Origin of the sequence: Streptomyces sp. CB03238, assembly GCF_002099185.1 — a bacterium.
GTDB lineage: Bacteria > Actinomycetota > Actinomycetes > Streptomycetales > Streptomycetaceae > Streptomyces.
Map to the genome: position 1 here is coordinate 263,682 of NZ_NBCN01000008.1, position 25,290 is coordinate 288,971.

Genomic DNA, 25,290 nt, shown 5'->3' on the forward strand with positions numbered 1-25,290 from the left:
GCGTGGCCAAGGTGACGCGGGACGATGTGGCGCGACTGGCGGGTACTTCTACCGCGGTCGTGAGCTACGTCATCAACAACGGACCCCGGCCGGTCGCCCCGGCCACGCGCGAGCGGGTACTCGCAGCGATCAAGGAGCTGGGCTACCGGCCCGACCGCGTCGCGCAGGCCATGGCCTCGCGGCGCACCGACCTCATAGGCATGATCGTCCCCGACGCTCGGCAGCCGTTCTTCGCGGAGATGGCGCACGCGGTCGAACGGGCCGCCGCCGACCGCGGGAAGATGGTCCTCGTCGGCAACTCCGACTACCGCGACGACCGCGAGGTGCACTACCTGCGCGCCTTCCTCGGCATGCGGGTCGCCGGGCTGATCCTGGTCAGCCAGGGCCCCAGCGAGCGCGCCGCGCAGGAGATCGAGGCGTGGGACGCGCGCGTGGTGCTGCTGCACGAGCGGCCCGAGGCCATCGACGACGTCGCGGTCGTCACGGACGACATCGGCGGCGCGCAGCTCGCCACCCGCCACCTCCTGGAACACGGGCACGCGTACGTCGCCTGCCTCGGCGGCGTGGAGAACACCCCCGCCGTCGGTGACCCGGTGGCCGACCACGAGGAGGGCTGGCGCCGCGCGATGCTGGAGTCCGGCCGCTCGGTGGAGGGCCGGCTGTTCCAGGCCCCGTACAACCGCTACGACGCCTACCAGGTGGCCCTGAAGATCCTCGCGGGCCCCGACCGGCCGCCGGCGATCTTCTGCTCCACCGACGACCAGGCGATCGGCGTCCTGCGCGCGGCGCGCGAGCTGCGCCTGGACGTGCCGGGCGACCTGGCGGTGGCGGGCTTCGACGACGTCAAGGAAGCCGCGCTGACGGACCCGCCGCTGACGACGGTCTCCTCCGACCGCCCGGCGATGGCCCGCGCGGCGGTGGACCTGGTCCTGGACGACGGCCTGCGGGTGGCGGGGTCGCGCCGGGAGCGCGTGAAGCAGTTCCCGTCGGCGCTGATAGTGCGCCGGTCCTGCGGCTGCGACGGCCGGTAACTCTTTACATGGGGCGTACAAGACTTTGCCCGGACTCTTAGGACGCCCTCAGACAGCTCTCATGTACGGCTCCGAAAGTCGTACCCATGACGGACTACACCCAGGGTGACCAGCAGCAGCCGACCTTCGCGTACCCGCCGCCCCCCGCGTACGCGCCGGCGGCGCAGCCCCGCGCCAAGCGCCCCGTCGCGCTGGTGGTGGCGGTCGCCGTAGCCGCCGCCCTGGTCGGCGGAGGCGCCTCCGCGCTGGTCCAGGAGCTCACCGGCGGCGACCCGGCGCCGACCGGCACCGGCGGCGTGACCGGCACCAGCGTGTCGCAGTCCAGCAAGGGCACGGTCGCCGGTGTCGCCCAGGCGGTGTCGCCGAGCATCGTGGAGATCAGCGCGACGTCGGCCTCCGGCAAGTCCACCGGGTCCGGCGTGATCATCACGGGCGACGGCGAGATCGTCACCAACAACCATGTGATCGCGGGCGCCTCGGAGATCAAGGTCCGGCTCAGCGACGGCAAGACGTACGACGCCGAGGTCGTCGGCACCGACCCCGACAAGGACCTGGCGCTGATCAAGCTCCAGGGCGCGTCCGGGCTGAAGGCCGCCACGCTCGGCGACTCCGGCAAGGTCCGCGTCGGCGACCAGGTCGTGGCCATCGGGTCGCCGGAGGGCCTGACCGGCACCGTCACCAGCGGCATCGTCTCCGCGCTCGACCGCGACGTGACGGTGGCCAAGGACGAGGGGCGGCAGCGGCCGGACCCGCGCCAGGGCTGGCCCTTCGAGTTCGGCGGACAGGAGTTCAACGGCGACACGGGCGACTCGAAGACGACGTACAAGGCGATCCAGACCGACGCCTCGCTCAACCCCGGCAACTCCGGCGGCGCGCTGATCAACATGAACGGCGAGATCATCGGCATCAACTCCGCCATGTACTCGCCGAGCGCCGCCACCGGCTCCACGGCCGGCAGCGTCGGCCTCGGCTGCGCCATCCCGGTCAACACGGTCAAGGCCGACCTGGACGCCCTCCGGTCCGGGTCCGGATCCGGAACGTGACGCGTGCGACGCTGGCCCCATGAACACTGACGCCGACCGCATCCTGATCGTCGACGACGAGCCCGCCGTCCGCGAGGCGCTCCAGCGCAGCCTCGCGTTCGAGGGGTACGGGACGGACGTCGCCGTCGACGGCGCCGACGCACTCGCGAAGATGGACGCGTACACCCCCGATCTCGTCGTCCTCGACGTGCAGATGCCCCGCATGGACGGCCTGACCGCCGCCCGCCGCATCCGCGCCGCCGGCTCGACCGTCCCCATCCTGATGCTCACCGCCCGCGACACGGTCGGCGACCGCGTGACCGGGCTGGACGCGGGGGCGGACGACTACCTGGTGAAGCCGTTCGAGCTGGACGAGCTGTTCGCCCGCATCCGGGCGCTGCTGCGGCGCAGCTCGTACGCGGCGGCCTCGGGCGGCGAGGAGCCCGAGGGTGACGTGCTGACGTTCGCGGACCTGCGGATGGACCTGGCGACGCGCGAGGTGACGCGGGGCGGGCGGCCGGTGGAGCTGACCCGTACGGAATTCACGCTCCTGGAGATGTTCCTGTCGCATCCGCGGCAGGTGCTGACGCGGGAGCAGATCCTCAAGTCGGTGTGGGGCTTCGACTTCGAACCGAGCTCCAACTCCCTGGACGTGTACGTGATGTACCTGCGGCGCAAGACGGAGGCGGCGGGCGAGCCGCGCCTGGTGCACACGGTGCGGGGCGTCGGGTACGTGCTGCGCAGCGGAGCCGCCGAGTGACCGGACCGCTCTCCCGCTTCCGCGCGCTGCCGCTGCGCTCGCGCCTGGCCCTGCTGACGGCGACGGCGGTCGCGGTGGCGGTGGCGGCGGTGTCGGTGGCGTGCTGGTTGCTGACCCGGGCGGAGCTGCGGGACGAGCTGGACACGTCGTTGCAGGGCATGGCCGTACAGGAGAGCTATCTGCGGGTGACGGCCCTGGACTGCCGGCAGTCCGGGCCGGTGACCGGGACGAGCACGGCACCGGGGACCGTGTACGTCCAGATCGTCCAGGCGGACGGGACGCGATGCGTGGGACCGAACTCGACGCCGGTGGTGGTCCAGCCCTCCGACACGGCGGTCGCCGCGCGGCTGAGTGACGAGTCCCTGCACGACGCCGTCACCGACAGCGGTCAGCCGGTCAGGGTCCTCACCCGTACGGACCGGACGGGATTCACGGTGTCCGTCGCCCGGCCGCTGGCGGAGATCGACGGCGCCCTCAACCAGCTCGCGCTGGTGCTCACCGCCCTGGCCGGCATCGGGGTCGTCGGCGCGGGCGCGGCCGGGCTGTGGGTGGCGCGGACCGGGCTGAAGCCGGTGGACCGGTTGACCGGGGCGGTGGAGCACGTGGCGCGGACGGAGGACCTGACCGTACGCATCCCCGTCGAGGGCGAGGACGAGATCGCCCGCCTGTCGCGGTCGTTCAACGCGATGACGGCCGCGCTGGCGTCCTCCCGGGACCGGCAGGCGCAGTTGATCGCCGACGCGGGGCACGAGCTGCGTACGCCGCTGACCTCGCTTCGTACGAACATCGAGCTGCTGGCGCGCAGTGAGGAGACCGGCCGGGCGATCCCGCCCGAGGACCGGCGGGCTCTGATGGCGTCCGTGAAGGCGCAGATGACGGAACTGGCGGTGCTGATCGGCGACTTGCAGGAGCTGTCCCGGCCGGACGCGGCGGGCCCCGGGCGCCTTGAGGTGGTCGCGCTGCACGACATCCTCGGCACGGCGCTCGCGCGGGCGCGGCTGCGGGGCCCGGAGCTGACGGTCACGGCGGACGACGTGCGGCCCTGGTACGTGCGGGCCGAGCCGGCCGGGCTGGAGCGCGCATTGGTGAACGTCCTGGACAACGCGGTGAAGTTCTCCCCGCCGGGCGGGACGGTGGAGGTGGCGCTGGTGGACGGCGAGCTGACCGTGCGGGACCACGGCCCGGGCATCGCGCCCGAGGAGCTTCCGCATGTCTTCGAACGGTTCTGGCGCTCGCCGTCGGCGCGCAGCCTGCCCGGGTCGGGGCTCGGCCTGTCGATCGTGGCCCGTACGGTGCGCCAGGCGGGCGGCGAGGTGGCGCTCACGGCGGCGGAGGGCGGCGGCACGCGCGCGGTGATCCGGCTCCCGGGCGCGCCGACGCCGCCGCCGTCGTCCCCGGAGGCGGTCTGATCCCCCGGCCGGGGCCGGTTCCCCCTCGGCCCCGGCCGGGGTGTGCGTCCATAGCTATCCGGCCACGATCTCGTGGCGCAAACCGAAGTGGCCGAAACACGCCATGACGTTTTTCACCGGCCACCGAGGGAACCTCGGGCCGCGAAATCCCATGCGGGGGCGACGCCTCAGGCGTTGTGGCGGATCAGGGCCTCGATGAGCCCGGCGCGGGTGTGGGGAAAGTCCATCGGGACGATGCCGAGCCCCTTCCAGCCGCTTGCCTCCGCGCCGTCGAGGAAGCCGTGCACGCGCGGGTTGAGCCGGTCGGCGTTCCAGCGGGGCGGGAGCAGCGCGGCGGTGGAGACGTAGTTGACGTACAGCTTGCCGGGCTGTGTGGCGGCCTTCCGGAAGTGCGCCTCGATCTTCGGGTACTTGGCGAAGGGCTCGGCCATGTAGTCGTCCTGGATGTCGAACAGCGCGCCGTCGCCGTACCGGACTCCCGGCAGGCCGCCGTTGTCGGCGAGGAGCACGACCTTGCCGCGTGCCTCGCCGAGCGTCGGGAGCCCGTCGCCGATGCGGAAGAGGGGGCGCCAGCCCTTGGCGTCCAGGTAGAGGTCGAAGACGCGCCGGAAGGTGGCGTCGGAGTCCTCGGAGTGCTCCTGCTTCACACGCATCAGGACCGTCTCGGAAGGGTGCGCGGCGAGGAAGGCGCGGCAGGCGATGAGGACGTCGCCGAACATCTGGTTCTGGTAGTAGGCGCCGTGGTGGATCGCGAAGGCGTCGCCGGTGACGCGGCACCGGATGTCCAGGAAGCGGATGCCGCTGTCCAGCTGCTGGGCAATGCTGGTGTTCTGGCAGGCGACCCACAACCCGCCGGCGGGGGCGCCGGAGTTGTGCGTGCCGGGGATGGTCAGGGCCCACAGCGGGGTGTCGCCCGGGAAGCGGGCCATCCAGTCCTGGGTGGAGAGCGCCCGGGAGGCGGGGGCCGCGCCCAGCAGGGCGGTGGCGGATGCGGCGGCAGCACCGGCAAGGAAGCTCCGTCGGCTCAGGTCCATACTCATGGGCGGGAGTATGGCGCGTACACGTCAACCCTGGAACGCCCGGGGCACATTCACAGGCGGCCGGTATGGACCTGCTGGTCACGGTGGGCGCGTGGGCGGCCGCCGGCGTCCGGGGTGAACGCCCCGTTCATGGTGGGCGTGTGGGCCGCCCTCTCTCCGAGTGTGGCGGGCTCCGGCGCCCCCTCAAGGGCGCTTCGCGTCGGCTTCGCCGATGGGCTTCGCCCACCCTTGACCGGCCGCCTCCGCCCGCCTTATCCCACTCGGAGGGCGGCCCGGGGGAACGGGCCCAGGGCGGGCGCCCCGTCCCCCTTCCGTGGTGGCCGGGAGGCGGGCGCCGCAGGGAGCGCGGCAGAGGAATGGGGCGGTGCGGCTTGGCTAAGCGGCGGGCCGCCGTCCTTTGGTTGCGGTACAGGACCTCGCTCCTGCCGGTGGTGGGTGCGCCCCAGTGCAATGGGGCATCCGGGCTCGGCTTGGCGCCTGCGGGTGGGGGTGGGTTGGGGTGCAGGCAGGTGGCTGGCGTGGGCCGGGGGCTGGGCCGGGGTGGAGCCGCCCAGCCGGGACGCGGCAGGGGGCGGGCTGCTGGGGCGGTCCGTGGGGTGGAGGTGGCGCGGTCGGGTCGGCGCCTGGCACCTGCCGGCCTCCTGGGGCTTGCGGGTGTCTCACCGGCTCCGCTTGCCTGTCGGGGATGCCCCACCAGCCTCCTTGACCTCACCGGCGCCGGGATCGGCGAGTTGTGGGCGGAGTAGGACACCTCCCGGCAGTGGGTATCGGGGTCGGGGATGCCCCATCCCGCCCACAACTCCAGTGAGCCGACACGGGTGGGACTGAAGGGACTCAGAGGCGTCCTGGGCGGGGTCGCACTGTGCTGTTCCCAGGCATCCCTACCGCCCCACGACCCCCCGGAGACGCCCCACCAGCCCGTTTCGCCCCACCGGCACCAGCATCAAGCAGTCGTGGGCGGAGTAGGACACCGTCCGGCAGTGGGTCTTGGGACTGGGTGTCTCGTACCACCCACGACTCCCCGAGTCTGATGCTGATGTGACGAGTGGAGCCGGTGAGGCATCCCGGGAGGCGTGGAGCAGCGATGGGACTCCTGCGACCGCCAACGCGGCACCCGTGCCGCGTCCCGGCCGAAGGGCTCCACCCGCCCAAGCCCCCACGCACCCCAGCCACCTGTCTGAACCCCAACCACCGTCGGGCCGCGCCCGCCGAACCCAGCCCGGATGCCCCATGCCACTGCCGCGCACCCACCACCGGCAGAAGCGAGGTCCTGTACCTCAGCCGGGAGACGGCCGCCCGCCGCTGAGCCGGGAGTGAGCACCCCATTCCTCTGCCGCGCCCCCTGCGGCGCCCGCCTCACGGCCAGGGCGCAAGGGGAAAGGCGGGCTCCCCGCGGACCCGTTCCCCCGGGCCGCCCTCCGAGTGGAAAAGGGCGGGCGGAGGTGGCCTGTCAAGGGTGGCCGTAGGCCATCGCGAAGCGACGCGACCGAAGGGAGCGCCCTTTACAGGACACCGGAGCCCGCCACACTCGGAGAGAGGGCGGCCACACGGCCACCGTGACCAGCGCGCCCGCACCGGCGGGCCTGGCGTGAGCGAGCCAGTTGGGCCATTTGCGACCCCTCGATGTAGCTGGCTCATTACGCTCGGCCACCATGACGCACATCCGCGACTTGGACCCGAGCGCGTCGCCGCTGGCCTACTACGGGGCGGAACTGCGCCGCCTGCGGGAGGCGGCGGGGATGAGCCAGAAGCAGCTCGGGGACTGCATCTTCGTCACCGGTTCACTGATCGGCATGATCGAGTGCGCGAGGCGCGTCCCCACGCGGGAGTTCTCGGAACGCGTGGACGCCGCGCTCATGACGGACGGCATACTGACGCGGCTCCACGCGCTGGTGATGCGACACCAGTTGCCGCACTGGTTCCAGCCGTACGCGGAGATGGAGGCCCGGGCGACGTACATCTCCAGCTTCCAGGCCCAGTTGGTGTACGGCCTCCTCCAAACCGAGGGATACGCCCGTGCGCTGCTGGCGGTTGACCACCCGGACAAGGTGGAGGAGATGGTGGCTGCCCGGCTGCACCGCCAGCGGATCCTGGAGCGTGAGCAGGCGCCGGTCTTGTGGGTGGTGATGGACGAAGCGGCGGTGCTTCGGGAGGTCGGCGGCCAGGACGTCATGCACGATCAACTGGCTCACCTGTTGACCTTCCAGGAGCGCCAATGGGTGCAGATCCAGGTGCTGCCGTTCGCCCAGGGGCAACACACGGGCATGATGGGCTCGTTCACCCTGCTGCGCTTCGACCACGACCCGGATCTGTTCTACGCCGAGGGCTACGAATCCGGCGGCGTGATGACGGCCAATCCGCACACCATCAGGGAACGTTCCCTCGGCTACGCTCGCTTGCAGGCCGCTGCCCTCTCCCTGGAGGACTCGGCGGCGCTGATCGCGCGCGTAATGGAGGAGCGTTATGGGCACCGGCCAGGACCTGACGACAGCAGAGTGGCGTAAGTCCAGCTACAGCGGCACGAGCGGCGGCGACTGCGTCGAGTGCGCCCCCCTCGGCGCCGCCGCCTGGCGCAAGTCCTCGTACAGCGGCACGAGCGGCGGCGAGTGCGTCGAGGTCGCCGACCTCACCGCCCACATCGCCGTCCGGGACTCCAAGCGCCCCGAAGGCCCCGTTTTCAGCGTGACGCCGACCGCCTTCGCGGCGTTCGTCGGGGCGGCGGCCGAGGGCACCGTCTAGGACGCCCCGTCCCGCCGACGCGCGGCGCGGGGCGGCGGAGCCGTTTCGCCGGCCCGCCGCCCCGCCCTCGTACCGCGTACCGCGTACGAGGAACTACTTCACGACCGTGATCCGGTCGGCGGCCGGCGGCGCGATGGGGGCGCTCGCCGAGGAGTTGGCCGACAGGTAGGCGTTGAAGACGTCCAGGTCGGACGCGCCGACCAGCTTGTTCTTGCCCTGGGCGAGGGCCGGGAAGCCGTCGCCGCCGCCCGCGAGAAACTCGTTCATCGCGACCCGGTAGGTCTTCGCCGGGTCGATCGGCTCACCGTTCAGCTTCACCGAGCCGGTCACGACCCGGGCCGCGCCCGACTTGGTCATGTCGAGCGTGTAGGTGAAGCCCTTCGAGACCTGGAGGATCTTCGGGGAGGCCTCGTTCGAGCCGCTGACCTGCTGCTGGAGGCCGGTGATCAGCTGTGCGCCGGTCAGGTCGACCACGTTCATCATGTTGGTGAACGGCTGCACGGTGAACGCCTCGCCGTACGTCACCACCCCGTCGCCCTCGCCGCCCGACGCCTTGTAGACCAGATCGGCGCGGATACCGCCCGGGTTCATCAGCGCGATCTGCGCGCCGCCCTTGTCGGCGGGGGAGAGCCCGGCGAGCTGCGCGTCGGCGATCAGGTCGCCGAGCGGCTTCTCGTACGCCGTCGAACCGCGGCCGTTGATGTCGGCGGAGATGAAGCCCTGCGGCTTGTTGGCGATCGGCGCGGCGAGCGTGTTCCACCGCTGGATCAGGGAGGTCATGTCGGCGGCCTTCGGCACGTCACGCGACACGACGTGGTTGGCGGACTCCACCGCCGTACGGACGATGTCCTTCGTCCGCCGGTCGTACGTCAGCGTCGTGTCCGTGTACAGCTTGCCGTACGAGGACGCCGAGGTGACCATGCGCGGCTTGCCGGACGGGTCCGGGACCGTGCACACGTACGCCTGGTGGGTGTGGCCGGTGACCAGGGCGTCGACCTGCGGATTCAGCTTCTTGGCGATGTCGACGATCGGGCCGGAGATCCCGTCGCCTGCGCCCGGGCTGTCGCAGTCGTAGTTGTACGAGGCGGAGGCCGGCGCCCCGCCCTCGTGGATGAGCGCGACGATCGATTTGACGCCCTTGCGCTCCAGGATCTTGGTGTACTTGTCGATCGTCTCGACCTCGTCGCCGAACTTCAGGCCCTTGACGCCCTCGGCGGTGACGATGTTCGGGGTGCCCTCCAGGGTCACCCCGATGAAACCGATCTTGACGCCCTTGCGCTCCCAGATGAAGTACGGGTCGAGGATCGGCCTGCCGGTCTTCTCGTCCGTCACGTTCGCCGCGAGGTAGGGGAAGTTGGCGCCGGGGAAGGTCTTGCCCTCCTCGTAACAGCCGCCGGTGGGGTGGCAGCCGCCGTTCTGCATCCGGGCCAGCTCCCTGGCGCCCTCGTCGAACTCGTGGTTGCCGACGGACGACACGTCGAGCTTCAGCTTGTTCAGCGCCTCGATGGTCGGCTCGTCGTGGAAGAGCCCGGACAGCATCGGCGAGCCGCCGATCATGTCGCCCGCGGCGGCCGTGACGGAGTACGGGTTGCCCTCGCGCGCCGTACGGAGGTGCGTGGCGAGGTACTCGACACCGCCCGCGTCGATCTTCGTGGTCGTACCGTCCTCATGCCGGTGCGTGACCTGCCCGGACGAGCCGGCCGGCGGCTCCAGGTTGCCGTGCAGGTCGTTGAAGGAGAGCAGCTGCACGTCGACGGTGCGGCCGGTGTGCGCGGCGGTCCGCACACCGTCGTCGGCGCCGGCGGGGAGGGCGGCGACCAGGGCGCCGACGGTGGCCAGGCCGGCGGCGGTGGCGAGTATCCGCCGCCCCGCGCGGTTCTTCTTCGGTGTGGCTGACATCTGTCCCCTCGTTGGTCAACAAGTCGTGTACGGCCCAGCGCAGCCTAGGGTCAACGCGCGTAGCGCAACAGGGGGTGGAGGGTTACAAGCCGGTTGCCATCGACCGCCGTAGGCTCGTACGCATGACGACTGACGCCCCCGTACCGGCCCTTGAGCCCGGCCGCCGTATCGAGACCCTCGACGAGCTCACCCGCGAGCAGGCCCAGGCCGTCCTCGCCCTCCTCGCCGACGCGGCCCGTACCGACGGGATGCAGGCCGTCTCCGAACAGGGGCGGCTCCAGCTGCGCGGCCGGCGGCGCGAAGGGGTGTCGCACCTGCTGCTCACCGTCCACGGCGACCTCGTCGGCTACGCACAGCTGGAGGACACCGACCCGGTCGAGGCCCCGGCCGCCGAGCTGGTCGTCCACCCCGCGCACCGGGGCCGCGGCCACGGCCGGGCGCTCGGATCCGCGCTGCTGGCCGCCTCCGGCAAGCGGCTGCGGGTGTGGGCGCACGGCGGCAAGTCGGCCGCCCGCCACCTGTCGCAGGTGCTCGGGCTGACTCTGTTCCGGGAGCTGCGGCAGATGCGCCGGCCGCTCACCGACCTGTCGGACGTCCCCGAGCCGGTGTTCCCGCCCGGCATCACCGTCCGCACGTTCGTGCCCGGCCAGGACGACGCGGCCTGGCTGGCCGTCAACGCCGCCGCGTTCGCGCACCACCCCGAGCAGGGTTCGCTGACCCAGCGGGACCTGGACGACCGCAAGGCCGAGCCGTGGTTCGACCCGAAGGGCTTCTTCCTCGCCGTACGGGAGCCGGACGGCGAGCTCGTGGGCTTCCACTGGACGAAGGTGCACGCCGAGGAGCAGTTGGGCGAGGTGTACGTCGTCGGCGTCAGCCCCGAGGCGCAGGGCGGCGGCCTCGGCAAGGCGCTGACCGCGATCGGGCTGCGGCACCTGGCGGCGGAGGGCGTACCGACGGCGATGCTGTACGTGGACGCGGACAACACGGCGGCGGTGCGGGTGTACGAGGGGATGGGGTTCACGACGCACGAGGTGGACCTGATGTACCGCTCGGAGACGTGACGCGGGGAGCTCGGGGAGGGCGAGGTGTTGACACCTCGCCCTCTCTTGCACCACCCTTTCACTACTTGATTAGTGAAAGGGTGATCCAGGGACGTGGTCGAGTACCGCATCGACCGGCGCAGCGGCGTCGCCACCTACCTCCAGATCGTCCAGCAGACCAAACAGGCCCTCCGCCTGGGCCTGCTGGAACCCGGAGACAGGCTGCCCACGGCACGCGAGGTCGTCGAAGCCACCGCCATCAACCCGAACACGGTGCTCAAGGCCTACCGGGAACTGGAACGGGAGGGCCTCGTCGAGGCCCGCCGCGGCCTCGGCACCTTCGTACGGAAGAGCCTGGGCAGCGCCCCGGCCGACTCCCCCCTGCGCGGCGAACTCGCCGACTGGGCCGCCCGCGCCCGCGCGGCCGGGCTGGAGCGGGACGACGTGACGGCGCTCTTCACTTCCGTACGCGACGAGGTCTACAAGGGGGACGACTCGTGACAAGCACGGCACTTGAGGCTCGCGGCCTCGGCAAACGGTACGGACGGCGGCACGCACCCGCGCTGCGGGACTGCTCGTTCCGGCTGCCCGCCGGCCGCATCTGCGCGCTGGCCGGCCCGAACGGCGCCGGGAAGTCGACGCTCCTGGCGCTGGCGGCCGGGCTGCTGCGGCCCAGCGAGGGCACCATACGCGTGCTCGGCACCGACCCCGCGTCGGCCCGCCACCGGGTGGCGTACGTCGCCCAGGACAAGCCGCTGTACCCACAGCTCACGGTCGCCGACACGCTCCGCATGGGCGCCGAACTCAACCCGGGCCGCTGGGACGCCGACGCGGCGGACCGCATCGTCGCGGCCGGGAAGCTCGACCCGGCGGCCCGCGTCCGCACCCTCTCGGGCGGCCAGCGCACCCGCGTCGCGCTCGCCCTCGCCCTCGGCAAGCGCGCCGAACTGCTCCTGCTCGACGAGCCGATGGCCGACCTCGACCCGCTCGCCCGCCACCAGCTGATGGGCACGCTCATGGCGGACGCGGCCGAACGCGGCACGAGCGTCGTGATGTCGTCGCACATCCTCGGCGAGCTGGAGGGCGCCTGCGACTACCTGTTCCTGGTCGACGGCGGCCGGGTCCGCCTCGGCGGCGGCATCGACGACATCCTCGCCGCCCACACCCTGCTCACCGGCCCGGTCGGCGACCTCGCCCCGCACACGGTGGTCGAATCGCGCGTCACGGGCCGCCAGCTCACCGCACTCGTCCGCCACGACGGCCCCGTCGCCCCCACGCCCTGGCACACCACGGAACCGTCCCTGGAGGACCTGTTGCTCGCCCATCTCCGCTCCCCGGACGCCCCACCGCTCCTCACCCCGAGCGCGGCCGTCGACACGGACGGGGCGGTGGCGGCGTGAGCGCGCAGCTTCTGACGGGTCCCCGCTGGCTCGTCGTACGCCAGCACCGGCGGGCGCTGTGGACGGTACTGGGCCTGGTCGTGGCCGCCGGCGCGATGATGGTCGCCTCCCGCGTCTGGGCGGACAGCGCGGCGGAGGCGCTGCGAGCCGTGGACTGCACCGTCAGCAGCACGGAGCGGCGCTGTTTCCAGCCGGCCCGTGACTACACGGACTCCGTCTGGAGTGCCCGGCACCTCATCGAGTACGCCGCGCTCGGCATGATGGCGCTGCCCGCCGTCGTGGGGGCGTTCGTGGCCGGGCCCATGATCGCCCGGGAGCTGGAGACCGGAACGTACAAGCTGGCGTGGACCCAGTCCCCCAGCCCCGCCCGCTGGCTCGCGGCCAAGCTCACCGTGCCCATGGGCGTCGTCATCGCGGGCACGGCACTGTTGACGCTGCTCTTCTCCTGGTCATGGTCGACCGGGCCCGCCCACGACTTCCCCACGTACTGGTACGAGCCCACGATGTACGCCTCGATCGGCGTCATACCCACGGTCTGTGCGGTGATGGGGCTCGCGCTGGGCACGCTCGTCGGACTGCTCGTACGCCGTACCGTGCTCGCGATGAGCGCGACCGTCCTGCTCACCGGCGGAGTTCTGCTCCTCCTGTCCCAGATGCGCGTGCACCTGTGGCCGATCAGGACCACGACCGGCCTGGGTGAGCCACCCGCCGTCAAGATCTCCCGGACATGGCGCGTCGAGGAAGGCATGCTCACACCCTCCGGCGAGCGCATCGGCCCAGACTTCTGTTTCGTCGGCCCGTCGTCCCAGCCACCCGCTCCGTGCGCGGCCGAGCGCAAAGACGTGACGTACTTCCTCGACTACCACCCGGCCTCGCATTTCTGGCCCATCCAGCTCGTGGAGGCGGGCATCGTCCTCGCATTCACCGCCGCCGCGACGTACGCCGCGTTCCGCGTCCTGCGCCGCCACCACGCGTAAGGCTCCCGCCCCGCGCGCCGGTCCCGGAACCCGCCCCCGGCGCACCGGCCCGCGCACGCACCCGCACGTACCGGGGGCGGACGGCCTGGACGGGGGTCTGGCCGTCCGCCCCCGGCACGTCATGTCGTCGTTACCAACCATTCAGACACGCTTGCGACGCTCACTCAATGAAGCCCGCCGTGTCCGCGGCCCGCTCCGACGCGCTTGACCAGCCCATCGCGCGGAAGAATGGTGCCATGAGCCAGCAGCCCGCCGAGGTCCAGGTCCCGCACCCCCAGCCGTCCGTCGGCTCCATCGCCGCGCACCGGCCGCACACCGTGGCACACGTCCCGGTGTCGGACCTGGCGCCGGATCTCGACGCCGATCTCGACTCGTACGAGGAGGACGGCGCGGGCGCCGAGCTGCCCACCGGCCGGTTCCTGGACCGGGAACGCAGCTGGCTGGCGTTCAACGAACGGGTGCTGGAGCTCGCCGAGGACCCGGCCACCCCCCTCCTCGAACGAGCGAACTTTCTCGCGATCTTCGCCTCGAACCTGGACGAGTTCTTCATGGTCCGGGTCGCCGGCCTCAAGCGCCGGATCGCCACCGGCGTCGCCACCCGGTCCGCGTCCGGACTCCAGCCCCGCGAGGTCCTCGACCTGATCTGGACCCGGTCGCGGGAGCTCATGGCCCGGCACGCGGCCTGCTTCCAGCAGGACATCTGCCCCGCCCTGGCCGACGAGGGCGTCCACCTGATCCGCTGGCCCGAACTGACCGAGAAGGAGCAGGCCCGCCTCTTCACCCTCTTCCGCCAGCAGATCTTCCCCGTCCTCACCCCGCTCGCCGTCGACCCCGCCCACCCCTTCCCGTACATCTCCGGCCTCTCCCTCAACCTGGCCGTCGTCGTCCGCAACCCCGTCAGCGGCCACCGCCACTTCGCACGCGTGAAGGTCCCGCCGCTCCTCTCCCGGTTCCTCGAAGCATCCCCGCAGCGCTACGTCCCGCTGGAGGACGTCATCGCCGCGCACCTGGAGGAGCTGTTCCCGGGCATGGAGGTGCTGGCGCACCACATGTTCCGCGTCACGCGCAACGAGGACCTGGAGGTCGAGGAGGACGACGCCGAGAACCTGCTCCAGGCGCTGGAGAAGGAGCTCATGCGCCGCCGCTTCGGGCCGCCGGTGCGCCTGGAGGTCGAGGAGTCGATAGACCCGTACGTCCTCGACCTCCTCGTCCGCGAGCTGAAGGTCTCCGACGCCGAGGTCTACCCGCTGCCCGGCCCGCTGGACCTGACCGGCCTGTTCGGCATCTCCGCCCTCGACCGGCCCGAGCTGAAGTACCCCAAGTTCGTCGCCGGGACGCACCGCGACCTGGCCGAGGTCGAGTCGGCGTCCGCGCCCGACATCTTCGCCGCGCTGCGCGAACGGGACGTGCTGCTGCACCACCCGTACGACTCCTTCTCCACCTCCGTCCAGGCCTTCCTGGAGCAGGCCGCCGGTGACCCCGACGTCCTCGCCATCAAGCAGACCCTCTACCGCACCTCCGGCGACTCCCCCATAGTCGACGCCCTCATCGACGCGGCCGAGTCCGGCAAGCAGGTCCTCGTCCTCGTCGAGATCAAGGCCCGCTTCGACGAGCAGGCCAACATCAAGTGGGCGCGCAAGCTGGAGGAGGCGGGCTGCCACGTCGTGTACGGGCTGGTCGGCCTGAAGACCCACTGCAAGCTGTCGCTCGTCGTCCGCCAGGAGGGCGACACGCTGCGCCGTTACAGCCACGTCGGCACCGGCAACTACCACCCCAAGACGGCCCGGCTGTACGAGGACCTCGGCCTGCTGACCGCCGACCCGCAGGTCGGCGCGGACCTGTCCGACCTGTTCAACCGGCTGTCCGGCTACTCGCGCCGGGAGACCTACCGCCGCCTCCTCGTCGCGCCCAAGTCGCTGCGGGACGGCCTGATCTCGCGGATCAACAAGGAGATCGTCCACCACCGTGCCGGGCGGCCCGCCTACGTCCGCATCAAGGTCAACTCGATGGTCGACGAAGCCGTCATCGACGCCTGCTACCGCGCCTCGCAGGCCGGCGTACCGGTGGACATCTGGGTACGCGGCATCTGCGCCGTACGGCCGGGAGTCGCCGGCCTGTCGGAGAACATCCGGGTCCGCTCGATTCTCGGACGGTTCCTGGAACACTCCCGGATCTTCGCGTTCGGGAACGGCGGCGAGCCCGAAGTCTGGTTCGGCAGCGCCGACATGATGCACCGTAACCTCGACCGCCGCATAGAAGCCCTGGTACGGGTCTCCGACCCGGCCCACCGCGCCGCCCTCAACCGGCTGCTGGACACCGGCATGGCCGACACCACCTCGTCCTGGCACCTCGGACCGGACGGGGACTGGACGCGGCACGCGACGGACCACGACGGCCAGCCGCTGCGGCACGTCCAGGAGATGCTGATCGACGCGCGGAGGCGCCGACGTGCACAACCCTGACCGGACCCCCGCGGGCGAGATCCTGTCGCCCTACCTCCACGCCCGGGCGGCGGACTTCCTGCGCAGCCTGCGGTCCCACACCGAATGCGGCGCGGACACGGCGGGCGCCGAGGAGGCCGCCCGGGCGCTGCGCGCCGCCGCCCGCCGCATCAGCGGGACGCTGCACACCTTCCGGCCGCTGCTGGACGCCGCGTGGGCGGACCAGTTGCGTACGGAACTGGCGTGGCTGTCCGGCACGCTGGCCGCCGAGCACGCCTGTACGTCGCGGCTCGTCCGGCTCGTCGACGCGCTGGCCCGGCTGTCGGGCGGTGGCGCTTCCGCGGTCCCGTCGCCCCGGTCCGGCGGCTCCGGCTCCGGTGCGGAGGCCATGGCCGTGGGTGCGGCGCGGGCGGGGGCGCTGCTGGAGCGGCAGCTCACCCTGGCCCGGACGCGCGCCCACTCCGCCGCCCTCCAGTCGCTGGGCTCCTCCCGGTTCCACGCGGTCGCCGACGCGGTCGCGCTGCTCGCCTCGGAGGTGCCGCTGGGCCCCGCCGCCACCGCGCCCGCCGCCGAGGTGCTCGGCCCGCCCGCGGAGGTCGTCGAGCGCCGGCTCCTGGACGCGGTGGCCGCCCTGCCGATGGCCCCGGCGGTGGGGGGTGAGCAGCTGGACGGGCCCTGGCACCAGGTGCGGCTCCTGCTGCGGCTGCACCGGTACGCGGGCGAGGTGCGGGGCGCGCAGCCCGTGCTGTACGAGGCGGGCCGGGCGCTGGACCGCCACCGGGACGCCGCGGAGGCGGCCGCCGCCGCCGCGACCGCCGCGCGTACGCCGCGCATCGCCCCCGCGACGGCCTACGCGCTCGGGGTGCTGCACGCGGACCAGCGGCACGAGGTGGAGGCGGCCCGGCACGCCTTCCAGCGCGCCTGGCAGCGTACGGCGGTGACGGCGCGGTGACCGTGGTCCCGGCCGCCGGCTGCGTCCTGTGGCGGCGGGTGCCCGGCGGCCTGGAGCTGTGCCTGGTCCACCGCCCCAAGTACGACGACTGGTCCTTCCCCAAGGGCAAGCCCAAGCGCGGCGAGGACCTGCCGGCCACGGCCGTCCGCGAGGTCCTGGAGGAAACCGGCCACCACTGCCGCCCGGGCGCCCGCCTCCCGACGGTCCGCTACGTCATGGCCGACGGCCGTACGAAGCAGGTCACCTACTGGGAGGCGGAGGCGACGGGCGGCACGTTCGTCCCGACCCGGGAAGTGGACCGCCTCCTGTGGCTCCCACCCCAGGCGGCCCTGACCCGGCTGTCCCACCACCAGGACCACCCCCTGGTCCCGGCGCTCCTGGCCGCTCTCGGCGTACCGGGCTGAGCCACCCGGATACATTGCTGCTCATGTCGACGCCCGCTCAGCAGCCCAATCCGTACCAACAGCCCGCCTATCCGCAGCAGTACGGCACTCCGGCACCCAACCCGTACCTCCAGCAGCCGTTCCCGGCGCCCGGAGGGACCGGAGGGAAGCGGATACCGGGCTGGCTGCTCGCCGTCACCGGCGCGGTGGTCGCCTCCGCAGTGTGGGCGACGACGCTCTTCGTGACGGGCGTCTTCGACAGGGAGGGCGCCGCCGCTCCCGCGAAGCCCGGCTTCGGCGGGTACGAGTACGAGGCGAACCTGTGCGGGGCCGCCCCGCTCAACGCCTTCCGGGGGCGCTACAGCCTCGCGGGGGCCGACTCGCGCTACACCTCCCAGCAGGAGGGTCTCGACCAGAGCTACTGCCACCGGGACCTGAAGGACCTGCAGGCCACCGAGAAGGACGGCGAGACCGTGTTCGTCCGGACGTCGGCCGAGTGGCACAGGGCGGGCGACCCGTCGGCCGAGTTCGCGTCGTCGTACTGGGCGTACCGCGACAAGACGACCGACAAGTCCCGGTACCGCTACCAGCCGGCCCCCATCGACAACCTCGGCGACGAGGCGTTCCTGGTGACCGAATACCGCGGAGAGGGAAAGGACACGGTCGGCAGCATGCTGCTCGCCGTGCGATCCGGCTGGTTCACCTTCGAGATGGAGTGGACCTGGTACGGCGGCGGCCCCGACAGCAAGGTCGAGCGGCCGGACGAGAAGGACCTCAAGGACTGGCTCATCAGGGACACCACCGAGGCGCTGGCCGCCCTGAAGCAGAAGGGCTGACCCCCACCCACGGAGCCCCGCACCCGGCGTCCGGCCGGGGTGGGGCCGTGCAGGGTCGTCCCCGCAGAGCTTGGGGGAGGCGCCTGGTGGGCTCCCCTTTTCCCGTACCCAAGGCCGCCGGCCTCGTGGGGGGTACCCCCTCTGAGGGAGAGACGAGCCCGGAGGGGCCCCGCCCCCCACCCGCCGGCAGGCGCCGAGCCGCACCGCACCACCGGCGGGTGGAGCCGCCACAAGGGCAGCGCCCCGTCCCGTTGTGCCCACCCGTCCCGCCCCAGCGGGACGACTGCCCACAACGGGAGGCCCGGCGGTGTCACACCTCCGGGGTACCTCCGTCTCCGTACCCGCCCCCCGCTCGGGTGGTCCGGATGCCGCCCGGCGTCCCGCGCGCACCGGCGCACGACCCCCGCCCCCGGGGCCGCACCACCCCGCACCACCCCGCACGACGCCGCCCACGGCGGCGGGCCGCCGCGCACCGCAGGGGCCACCGCCCCGCGTGCACACGGCCGCGCCCCCGCGCAAAGGGCACCGCCCCCCGCCCGCACAATGAACCGCACCGCCCCCGCTCGCGGCGCCCCGGCACAATGAGCCGCACCGCCCCTCACCGCGGCTTCCGTCACGGTTCACCTGCCGTTCACTCTCCCCCGTCGGCCACTTCACCTGTTCTGCCTAATTTCGGCCGTGCACGGTGAACGACGCACCACTCGCAAGAGCACGCGCCGCCCACCACCCACTCCCCGACACACGCCGCCGCCCTGCACACACCGGACCGGCGGCTCCTGGAAGGAACACCCGAAAGTGAAGCTTCAGCGCAAGAACGGGCTTCGCGCCACCGCGCTCGGCGCCCTCGCCGTCTCCGGCGCCCTGGTCCTCACGGCGTGTGGTTCGGACGACAACACCGGCGCCTCCACCGGCGGCAAGAAGACCGGGGCCGCGTCGAACATCAAGTGCGCCGACGCCAAGGGCCAGCTCCTGGCCTCCGGCTCCTCCGCGCAGAAGAACGCCATGGACCTGTGGGTCAAGAACTACATGGCCGCCTGCCCGGGCGTGGAGATCAACTACAAGTCCTCCTCCTCCGGTGAGGGCATCATCGCCTTCAACCAGGGCACCGTCGGCTTCGCCGGCTCGGACTCCGCGCTCAAGCCGGAGGAGGTCGCCGAGTCGAAGAAGATCTGCAAGAGCGGCCAGGGCATCAACCTGCCCATGGTCGGCGGCCCGATCGCCATCGGCTACAACGTGCCCGGCGTGAAGGACCTGGTCCTCGACGCTCCCACCATCGCCAAGATCTTCAACGACAAGATCAAGAAGTGGGACCACCCGGACATCGCCAAGCTCAACCCGAACGCCAAGCTTCCGAGCACCTCGATCCAGGCGTTCCACCGCTCCGAGGACTCCGGCACCACCCAGAACCTCGGCAAGTACCTCGGCAAGTCCGCCAAGGCGGACTGGCCGTACGAGGCCGAGAAGAAGTGGCCGGCCCCCGGTGGCCAGGCCGCGTCCGGCTCCTCCGGCGTCGCCGCCCAGGTGAAGCAGGCCGAGGGCGCCATCGGCTACTTCGAGCTGAGCTACGCCACCTCGCAGAACATCCCGACCGTCCAGATCAACACCGGCGCCGCCGCCCCGGTCGCGGCCACCTCGGAGAACGCCTCCAAGGCCATCGCCGCCGCCAAGGTCAAGGGCACCGGCAAGGACCTGGCCCTGGAGCTGGACTACGCCACCAAGGCGGAGGGCGCGTACCCGATCGTCCTGGTGACCTACGAGGTCGTCTGCGACACCGGCAACAAGCCCGACACCCTCGGCACGGTCAAGTCCTTCCTGACCTACACCGCCTCCGAGGAGGGCCAGAAGGTCCTGTCCGAGGCCGGCTACGCCCCGATCCCGGCCGAGATCAACGCCAAGGTCCGCGAGACCGTCAACGGCCTCTCCTAAGCACGAGCAACGGCCGGCCCGGGGCACGACGACCGGGCCGGCCTCCACCCCATCCGGTGCACCGCCGCCAGGGGAGCCGCCACCGCGGACTTCCCCCACACAGACCGGAAAGACCATGGCTATAACCACTGACAACGCACCGGCTCCGCCGGTCGCCGGGAAGACGGGTTCCACGTCCACCGGCCGCGCGGGCGACAAGATCTTCCTCGGCCTCTCCCGCGGCTCGGGCATCCTGCTCCTGGTGATCATGGCGTCGATCGCCGTGTTCCTCACCTACCGGGCCTCGCTCGCCCTCTCCGAGAACGAAGGCAGCTTCCTCACCACCTTCGACTGGAACCCGGCCGGCAACCCGCCCGTCTTCGGCATCGCCGTCCTGCTCTTCGGCACGATCGTGAGCTCGATCGTCGCGATGGTGATCGCGGTCCCGATCGCCGTCGGCATCGCGCTGTTCATCTCGCACTACGCGCCCCGCAAGCTGGCCGCGCCCCTCGCGTACGTCGTCGATCTGCTGGCCGCCGTGCCGTCGATCATCTACGGCATCTGGGGCGCCCTCTTCCTGGTCCCGTACCTGGAGGGCCTGAACCTCTGGCTGGACCAGTTCCTGGGCTGGACGTACATCTTCGAGAAGACCGAGGTCGGCGTCGCCCGCTCGCTGTTCACCGTCGGCATCCTGCTCGCGATCATGATCCTGCCGATCGTGACGAGCGTCAGCCGTGAGGTCTTCCTCCAGGTGCCGCGCATGAACGAGGAGGCCGCCCTGGCCCTCGGCGCGACCCGCTGGGAGGTCATCCGCCTCTCCGTGCTGCCCTTCGGCCGCTCCGGCGTCATCTCCGCCTCGATGCTGGGCCTCGGCCGCGCGCTCGGCGAGACGATGGCCGTCGCGACGGTCCTCTCCCCGAGCTTCGTGATCTCGCTGCACCTGCTCAACCCGGGCGGCGGTACGTTCGCCCAGAACATCGCCGCGAAGTTCGACGAGGCCAACGAACTCGGGCGCGACGCCCTGATCGCCTCCGGCCTGGTGCTCTTCGTCCTCACCCTGCTGGTCAACGGCGCGGCCCGCCTGATCATCGCGCGCCGCAAGGAGTACTCGGGGGCGAACGCCTGATGAGCAACATGATCCAGGACGCCACCCCCGCGCAGGCCGCCCCCGGCCCCCGCCCGGGCAGCCTCAGCGCGCGCCGCATGCCGCGCTGGGCACCGGCCGGCTTCGCCGCCGTGTCCATCGCCCTCGGTATCGGCGTCGGCGCCGCCACCGGCCTCGACAGCCGCATCCAGTGGGGCCTGATCGCGGCCGCCCTGTTCGTCGTCATCTCGTACATCGCGACCTCGGCCGTCGAGAACCAGCGTCAGGCCAAGGACCGGCTCGCCACCAGCGTCGTCTGGGTGTGCTTCGTCCTCGCCGTCGTACCGCTGCTGTCCCTGATCTGGGTGACGGTCAGCCGGGGCATCAAGGTCCTCGACGGGTACTTCCTCACCCACTCGATGGCCGGCGTCCCCGGCTTCGACGTCGGCGGCGGTGTCTACCACGCGCTGATCGGCACCCTGGAGCAGGTCGGCCTCGCCACCCTCGTCTCCGCGCCGATCGGCCTGCTGACCGCCGTCTACCTCGTCGAGTACGGCAAGGGCGCGCTCGCCAAGGCCGTGACGTTCTTCGTCGACGTCATGACGGGCATCCCCTCGATCGTCGCCGGTCTGTTCATCCTCTCGATCATGCTGATCGCGGGCCTGGCGCCGTCCGGCCTGATGGGCGCGCTGGCACTGGCGATCCTGATGATCCCGGTCGTGGTCCGCTCCACGGAGGAGATGCTCAAGCTCGTCCCGAACGAGCTGCGGGAGGCCGCGCTCGCCCTCGGCGTACCGAAGTGGCGCGTCATCCTGAAGGTGGTCATCCCCACCGCGCTCGGGGGTATCACCACGGGTGTGATGCTCGCGATCGCCCGTATCGCCGGTGAGACCGCCCCGATCATGCTGCTGGTCTTCGGCAGCCAGCTGATCAACACCAACCCCTTCGAAGGTGCCCAGTCCTCGCTCCCCTTCTATATCTGGGAGCAGTACAGGGTCGGCAGTGAGGCGTCGTACGACCGCGCCTGGGCCGCCGCCCTCGTCCTGATCGCCTTCGTCATGATCCTCAACCTGGTCGCCCGCGGCATCGCCCGCTGGAAGGCCCCGAAGACCGGCCGCTAAGGCCACCTGGAAGTGATTGAAATGGCCAAGCGAATCGACGTCAGCGGCCTCACCGCCTACTACGGCTCCCACAAGGCGATCGACGACATCTCCATGACCGTCGAGCCCCGCTCCGTGACGGCCTTCATCGGCCCGTCCGGCTGCGGCAAGTCCACCTTCCTGCGCACCCTGAACCGTATGCACGAGGTCACCCCCGGTGGCCGCGTCGAGGGCAAGGTGATGCTGGACGACGAGAACCTGTACGGCAAGGACGTCGACCCCGTCGCCGTGCGCCGCACGGTCGGCATGGTCTTCCAGCGCCCGAACCCCTTCCCGACGATGTCGATCTTCGACAACGTGGCGGCGGGGCTGCGCCTCAACGGCTCGTACAAGAAGGCCGAGCTCGCGGAGGTCGTCGAGCGCTCCCTCAGGGGCGCGAACCTCTGGAACGAGGTCAAGGACCGCCTCAACAAGCCCGGCTCCGGCCTCTCCGGCGGTCAGCAGCAGCGCCTGTGCATCGCCCGCGCGATCGCGGTCGAGCCGGACGTGCTGCTGATGGACGAGCCGTGCTCGGCACTCGACCCGATCTCCACGCTCGCCATCGAGGACCTGATCAGCGAGCTGAAGGAACGGTTCACGATCGTCATCGTGACCCACAACATGCAGCAGGCCGCCCGCGTCTCCGACCGCACCGCCTTCTTCAACCTGGCCGCGGTCGGCCAGCCCGGCAAGCTGATCGAAATCGACGACACGGAGCGCATCTTCTCCAACCCGTCGGTCCAGGCGACGGAGGACTACATCTCCGGCCGCTTCGGATAGTTGCCCCGCTCGGGGTCAACCCGGGCCGGGGGCGTTGGTGGTTGCTGTGAGTGGGTGGTGCGCTCGGGGGCAACCACGCCACCGCGCTCCGTGGCCACTCCAGGCCGCTGGTGACCGGCCCGCCCCCTCGGAACTCCTTGCGGTGCTGCATGGCGGTGCCACCGCAAGGCAAGGGCCCGCCCTCTCTCCCAGAGGGCGGGCCCATCCGTCTTTTGTGCGGGGGTCCGGGGGCGGAGCCCCCGGACATTGGCCCCGTCAGCCGAAGAACAACCGCACCACGAAGAAGCTCGACGCCGCGACCAGCGCCGCCGCCGGCATGGTGATGAACCACCCCAGGATGATGTTCTTCGCGACGCCCCACCGCACCGCGTTCACCCGCTTCGTCGCGCCCACGCCCATGATCGCCGACGTGATGACGTGCGTCGTCGAGATCGGCGCGTGGAAGAGGAACGCCGAGCCGAACATGATCGACGCACCCGTCGTCTCCGCGGCGAACCCCTGCGGCGGGTCCAGCTCGATGATCTTGCGGCCCAGCGTACGCATGATGCGCCAGCCGCCCGCGTACGTACCCAGCGACAGCATCACCGCGCACGCGACCTTCACCCACACCGGGATCGGGTCACCGGCCTGCTCGACATCGGCGATGACCAGCGCCATCACCACGATGCCCATCGTCTTCTGGGCGTCCTGGAGGCCGTGGCCGAGCGCCATGCCCGCCGCCGACACGGTCTGGGCGATACGGAAGCCCCGCTTCGCCTTGTGCGGGTTCGACTTGCGGAAGATCCACATGATCCCGCACATCACCAGGTAGCCGACCACCAGGCCGACCACCGGCGACACGAACATCGGGATGACGATCTTGTCGACGACACCGCCCCAGTAGACGGTCGTCCCGCCCGCCAGCGCCGCGCCGACCATCCCGCCGAACAGCGCGTGCGAGGACGACGAGGGCAGGCCGAAGTACCAGGTGATCAGGTTCCAGACGATCGCGCCGACCAGCGCCGCGAAGAGGATGCCCATGCCCCGCTGGCCCTCGGGCGTCTGGATCAGGCCCTCGCTGACGGTCTTGGCCACGCCGCTGCCCAGGAAGGCGCCGGCGAGGTTCATCACCGCGGCCATCGCGAGCGCCGCACGCGGGGTCAGCGCCCGGGTGGAGACGGACGTGGCGATGGCGTTCGCCGAGTCGTGGAAGCCGTTCGTATACGTGAAACCGAGCGCGACACCGATGGTCACGACCAGTGCGAAGGTGTCCACGAAGCTCAGGACTCCTTGACCGCGATGGTCTCCACCGTGTTGGCCACGTGCTCGAAGGCGTCGGCGGCCTCTTCCAGTACGTCCACGATCTGCTTCAGCTTGAGCACCTCGATGGCGTCGTACTTGCCGTTGAAGAGGTGGGCAAGCAGCTTGCGGTGGATCTGGTCCGCCTGGTTCTCCAGCCGGTTGACCTCGATCCAGTACTCGGTGAGGTTGTCCATCGTCCGCAGGTGCGGCATCGCCTCGGCGGTCAGCTCCGCCGCCCGCGCCAGCACCTCGATCTGCTGCTCGACACCCTTCGGCAGCTCCTCCACGTTGTAGAGGACGACCAGGTCGACGGCCTCCTCCATGAAGTCCATGATGTCGTCGAGCGACGACGCGAGGTTGTAGATGTCCTCGCGGTCGAACGGCGTGATGAAGGAGGAGTTCAGCTGGTGGAAGATCGCGTGGGTCGCGTCGTCGCCCGCGTGCTCCGCTGCCCGCATCCGCTCCGCGATCTCGGCCCGGGCGGAGGAATCCGCTCCGAGCAGTTCCATCAGGAGTTTGGAGCCCGTGACGATGTTGTCCGCGGATGCGGAGAACATGTCGTAGAAGCTCGTCTCCCTGGGGGTCAGACGAAAGCGCACGTGGGGTCCTCTAGGTGCATGGGTTTCGGTCAGGCTGATGCTAGGCGCATCATCCGGCCACGGCTAACCGGCGTTCTTCAGTGTCGCCCATCAGGCACAGTGAACAGAACCGGCCCCCGCCACCTTCGGCCAAGGATCGGTACCATATACCCACGAGGGGTATCTAAAACCCCATGGACAACGGGAGGACGCGATGACGACCACCGAGGCGGCCGGCCTTCCGGTCACGGAACCAGAAGGCACGGAGGCCACCGAGGCCCTCGAGGTCACCGACCACGACCACGGCGTGCACGGGTACCACCAGCAGAAGACCGAACACCTCAAGCGCCTGCGCCGCATCGAGGGCCAGATCCGGGGCCTGCAGCGGATGGTCGACGAGGACGTCTACTGCATCGACATACTCACTCAGGTCTCCGCGTCCACGAAGGCCCTCCAGTCCTTCGCCCTCCAGCTCCTGGAGGAACACCTGCGCCACTGCGTCGCCGACGCCGCCGTCAAGGGCGGGGACGAGATCGACGCGAAGGTCGAGGAGGCGACGAAGGCGATCGCCCGCATGATGCGGACGTGACCGCG

At 71.2% G+C, this 25,290-nt stretch carries 23 protein-coding genes; 19 read left to right on the forward strand and 4 right to left on the reverse strand.

Annotated elements, in window-relative coordinates; genetic code table 11:
• The first annotated feature begins 2 nt into the window (after nt 1–2).
• The 4 genes from BKD26_RS17255 to BKD26_RS17270 all read left to right on the forward strand — a co-directional run bounded on the left by BKD26_RS17255 (nt 3) and on the right by BKD26_RS17270 (nt 4,222).
• Entirely contained in the window at nt 3–1,031 is a 1,029-nt protein-coding gene (locus tag BKD26_RS17255) for a LacI family DNA-binding transcriptional regulator (protein ID WP_084898840.1), read from the forward strand.
• Between the two features lie 86 nt (nt 1,032–1,117).
• Nucleotides 1,118–2,074, forward strand: coding sequence for a trypsin-like peptidase domain-containing protein (locus BKD26_RS17260; protein ID WP_084898842.1), 957 nt, complete (start codon nt 1,118–1,120; stop codon nt 2,072–2,074).
• A 19-nt stretch (nt 2,075–2,093) separates the two neighbouring features.
• Entirely contained in the window at nt 2,094–2,813 is a 720-nt protein-coding gene (locus BKD26_RS17265; protein WP_084898844.1) for a response regulator transcription factor, read from the forward strand.
• Nucleotides 2,810–4,222, forward strand: coding sequence for a HAMP domain-containing sensor histidine kinase (locus BKD26_RS17270; RefSeq protein WP_084898845.1), 1,413 nt, complete (start codon nt 2,810–2,812; stop codon nt 4,220–4,222). Before BKD26_RS17265 ends, BKD26_RS17270 begins: the two co-directional genes overlap by 4 nt.
• Before the next feature lie 167 nt (nt 4,223–4,389).
• Here the strand turns inward: BKD26_RS17270 and BKD26_RS17275 are convergent, their stop codons facing one another.
• Nucleotides 4,390–5,262 carry a phosphatidylinositol-specific phospholipase C gene (locus BKD26_RS17275; RefSeq protein WP_084898847.1) on the reverse strand — a complete coding sequence of 291 codons (873 nt, stop codon included), beginning with the start codon at nt 5,260–5,262 and terminating at the stop codon, nt 4,390–4,392.
• Between the two features lie 1,652 nt (nt 5,263–6,914).
• On the opposite strand from BKD26_RS17275, the gene BKD26_RS17285 reads away from it, so the two are divergent.
• Both BKD26_RS17285 and BKD26_RS17290 read left to right on the forward strand, forming a co-directional pair.
• Nucleotides 6,915–7,766 carry a helix-turn-helix transcriptional regulator gene (locus tag BKD26_RS17285; RefSeq protein ID WP_084898851.1) on the forward strand — a complete coding sequence of 284 codons (852 nt, stop codon included), beginning with the start codon at nt 6,915–6,917 and terminating at the stop codon, nt 7,764–7,766.
• Entirely contained in the window at nt 7,726–8,001 is a 276-nt protein-coding gene (locus tag BKD26_RS17290) for a DUF397 domain-containing protein (protein WP_084898930.1), read from the forward strand. Before BKD26_RS17285 ends, BKD26_RS17290 begins: the two co-directional genes overlap by 41 nt.
• A gap of 93 nt (nt 8,002–8,094) precedes the next feature.
• Here BKD26_RS17290 and BKD26_RS17295 read toward each other — a convergent pair whose 3' ends face one another.
• Entirely contained in the window at nt 8,095–9,900 is a 1,806-nt protein-coding gene (locus BKD26_RS17295) for a bifunctional metallophosphatase/5'-nucleotidase (protein ID WP_084898853.1), read from the reverse strand.
• Between the two features lie 122 nt (nt 9,901–10,022).
• On the opposite strand from BKD26_RS17295, the gene mshD reads away from it, so the two are divergent.
• The 12 genes from mshD (at nt 10,023) to pstB (ending at nt 22,837) form a co-directional block, all read left to right on the forward strand.
• A complete protein-coding gene (gene mshD / locus BKD26_RS17300) occupies nt 10,023–10,961 on the forward strand; it encodes a mycothiol synthase (RefSeq protein WP_084898854.1) in 939 nt (312 codons plus the stop codon).
• A 93-nt stretch (nt 10,962–11,054) separates the two neighbouring features.
• Complete coding sequence (locus BKD26_RS17305) at nt 11,055–11,441, forward strand: GntR family transcriptional regulator (protein ID WP_084898855.1); 387 nt, start codon at nt 11,055–11,057, stop codon at nt 11,439–11,441.
• Nucleotides 11,438–12,340 carry an ABC transporter ATP-binding protein gene (locus BKD26_RS17310; RefSeq protein WP_084898857.1) on the forward strand — a complete coding sequence of 301 codons (903 nt, stop codon included), beginning with the start codon at nt 11,438–11,440 and terminating at the stop codon, nt 12,338–12,340. Before BKD26_RS17305 ends, BKD26_RS17310 begins: the two co-directional genes overlap by 4 nt.
• The gene (locus tag BKD26_RS17315; protein ID WP_241518699.1) at nt 12,337–13,317 is read left to right on the forward strand and encodes an ABC transporter permease subunit; all 981 of its coding nucleotides are present in this window, start codon (nt 12,337–12,339) and stop codon (nt 13,315–13,317) included. Before BKD26_RS17310 ends, BKD26_RS17315 begins: the two co-directional genes overlap by 4 nt.
• A gap of 236 nt (nt 13,318–13,553) precedes the next feature.
• A complete protein-coding gene (locus BKD26_RS17320) occupies nt 13,554–15,779 on the forward strand; it encodes an RNA degradosome polyphosphate kinase (protein ID WP_084898933.1) in 2,226 nt (741 codons plus the stop codon).
• The gene (locus BKD26_RS17325; protein WP_084898859.1) at nt 15,766–16,710 is read left to right on the forward strand and encodes a CHAD domain-containing protein; all 945 of its coding nucleotides are present in this window, start codon (nt 15,766–15,768) and stop codon (nt 16,708–16,710) included. Before BKD26_RS17320 ends, BKD26_RS17325 begins: the two co-directional genes overlap by 14 nt.
• A complete protein-coding gene (locus BKD26_RS17330) occupies nt 16,707–17,114 on the forward strand; it encodes an NUDIX hydrolase (RefSeq protein ID WP_347104944.1) in 408 nt (135 codons plus the stop codon). Before BKD26_RS17325 ends, BKD26_RS17330 begins: the two co-directional genes overlap by 4 nt.
• Nucleotides 17,115–17,137: 23 nt before the next feature.
• Nucleotides 17,138–17,929, forward strand: coding sequence for a hypothetical protein (locus tag BKD26_RS17335; protein ID WP_084898862.1), 792 nt, complete (start codon nt 17,138–17,140; stop codon nt 17,927–17,929).
• Nucleotides 17,930–18,724: 795 nt separating this feature from the next.
• On the forward strand, nt 18,725–19,855 hold the full coding sequence (gene pstS, locus BKD26_RS17345; RefSeq protein ID WP_084898865.1) for a phosphate ABC transporter substrate-binding protein PstS: 1,131 nt from the start codon (nt 18,725–18,727) through the stop codon (nt 19,853–19,855).
• A 115-nt stretch (nt 19,856–19,970) separates the two neighbouring features.
• On the forward strand, nt 19,971–20,960 hold the full coding sequence (gene pstC / locus BKD26_RS17350) for a phosphate ABC transporter permease subunit PstC (protein WP_084898866.1): 990 nt from the start codon (nt 19,971–19,973) through the stop codon (nt 20,958–20,960).
• An 8-nt stretch (nt 20,961–20,968) separates the two neighbouring features.
• Nucleotides 20,969–22,039: a phosphate ABC transporter permease PstA gene (gene pstA, locus BKD26_RS17355; RefSeq protein ID WP_107417892.1), complete on the forward strand. Its 1,071-nt coding sequence runs from the start codon at nt 20,969–20,971 to the stop codon at nt 22,037–22,039.
• A gap of 21 nt (nt 22,040–22,060) precedes the next feature.
• A complete protein-coding gene (pstB, locus tag BKD26_RS17360) occupies nt 22,061–22,837 on the forward strand; it encodes a phosphate ABC transporter ATP-binding protein PstB (RefSeq protein WP_073757149.1) in 777 nt (258 codons plus the stop codon).
• 255 nt (nt 22,838–23,092) lie between these two features.
• Here the strand turns inward: pstB and BKD26_RS17365 are convergent, their stop codons facing one another.
• Both BKD26_RS17365 and BKD26_RS17370 read right to left on the reverse strand, forming a co-directional pair.
• Nucleotides 23,093–24,091, reverse strand: a complete 999-nt coding sequence (locus tag BKD26_RS17365) for an inorganic phosphate transporter (RefSeq protein ID WP_073757148.1) — start codon at nt 24,089–24,091, stop codon at nt 23,093–23,095.
• A 5-nt stretch (nt 24,092–24,096) separates the two neighbouring features.
• Nucleotides 24,097–24,717, reverse strand: coding sequence for a DUF47 family protein (locus BKD26_RS17370; protein WP_073757147.1), 621 nt, complete (start codon nt 24,715–24,717; stop codon nt 24,097–24,099).
• A gap of 193 nt (nt 24,718–24,910) precedes the next feature.
• Here BKD26_RS17370 and BKD26_RS17375 point away from each other — a divergent pair, with 193 nt between their 5' ends.
• Nucleotides 24,911–25,285 carry a metal-sensitive transcriptional regulator gene (locus BKD26_RS17375; protein WP_084898869.1) on the forward strand — a complete coding sequence of 125 codons (375 nt, stop codon included), beginning with the start codon at nt 24,911–24,913 and terminating at the stop codon, nt 25,283–25,285.
• The last annotated feature ends 5 nt before the right edge of the window (nt 25,286–25,290 follow it).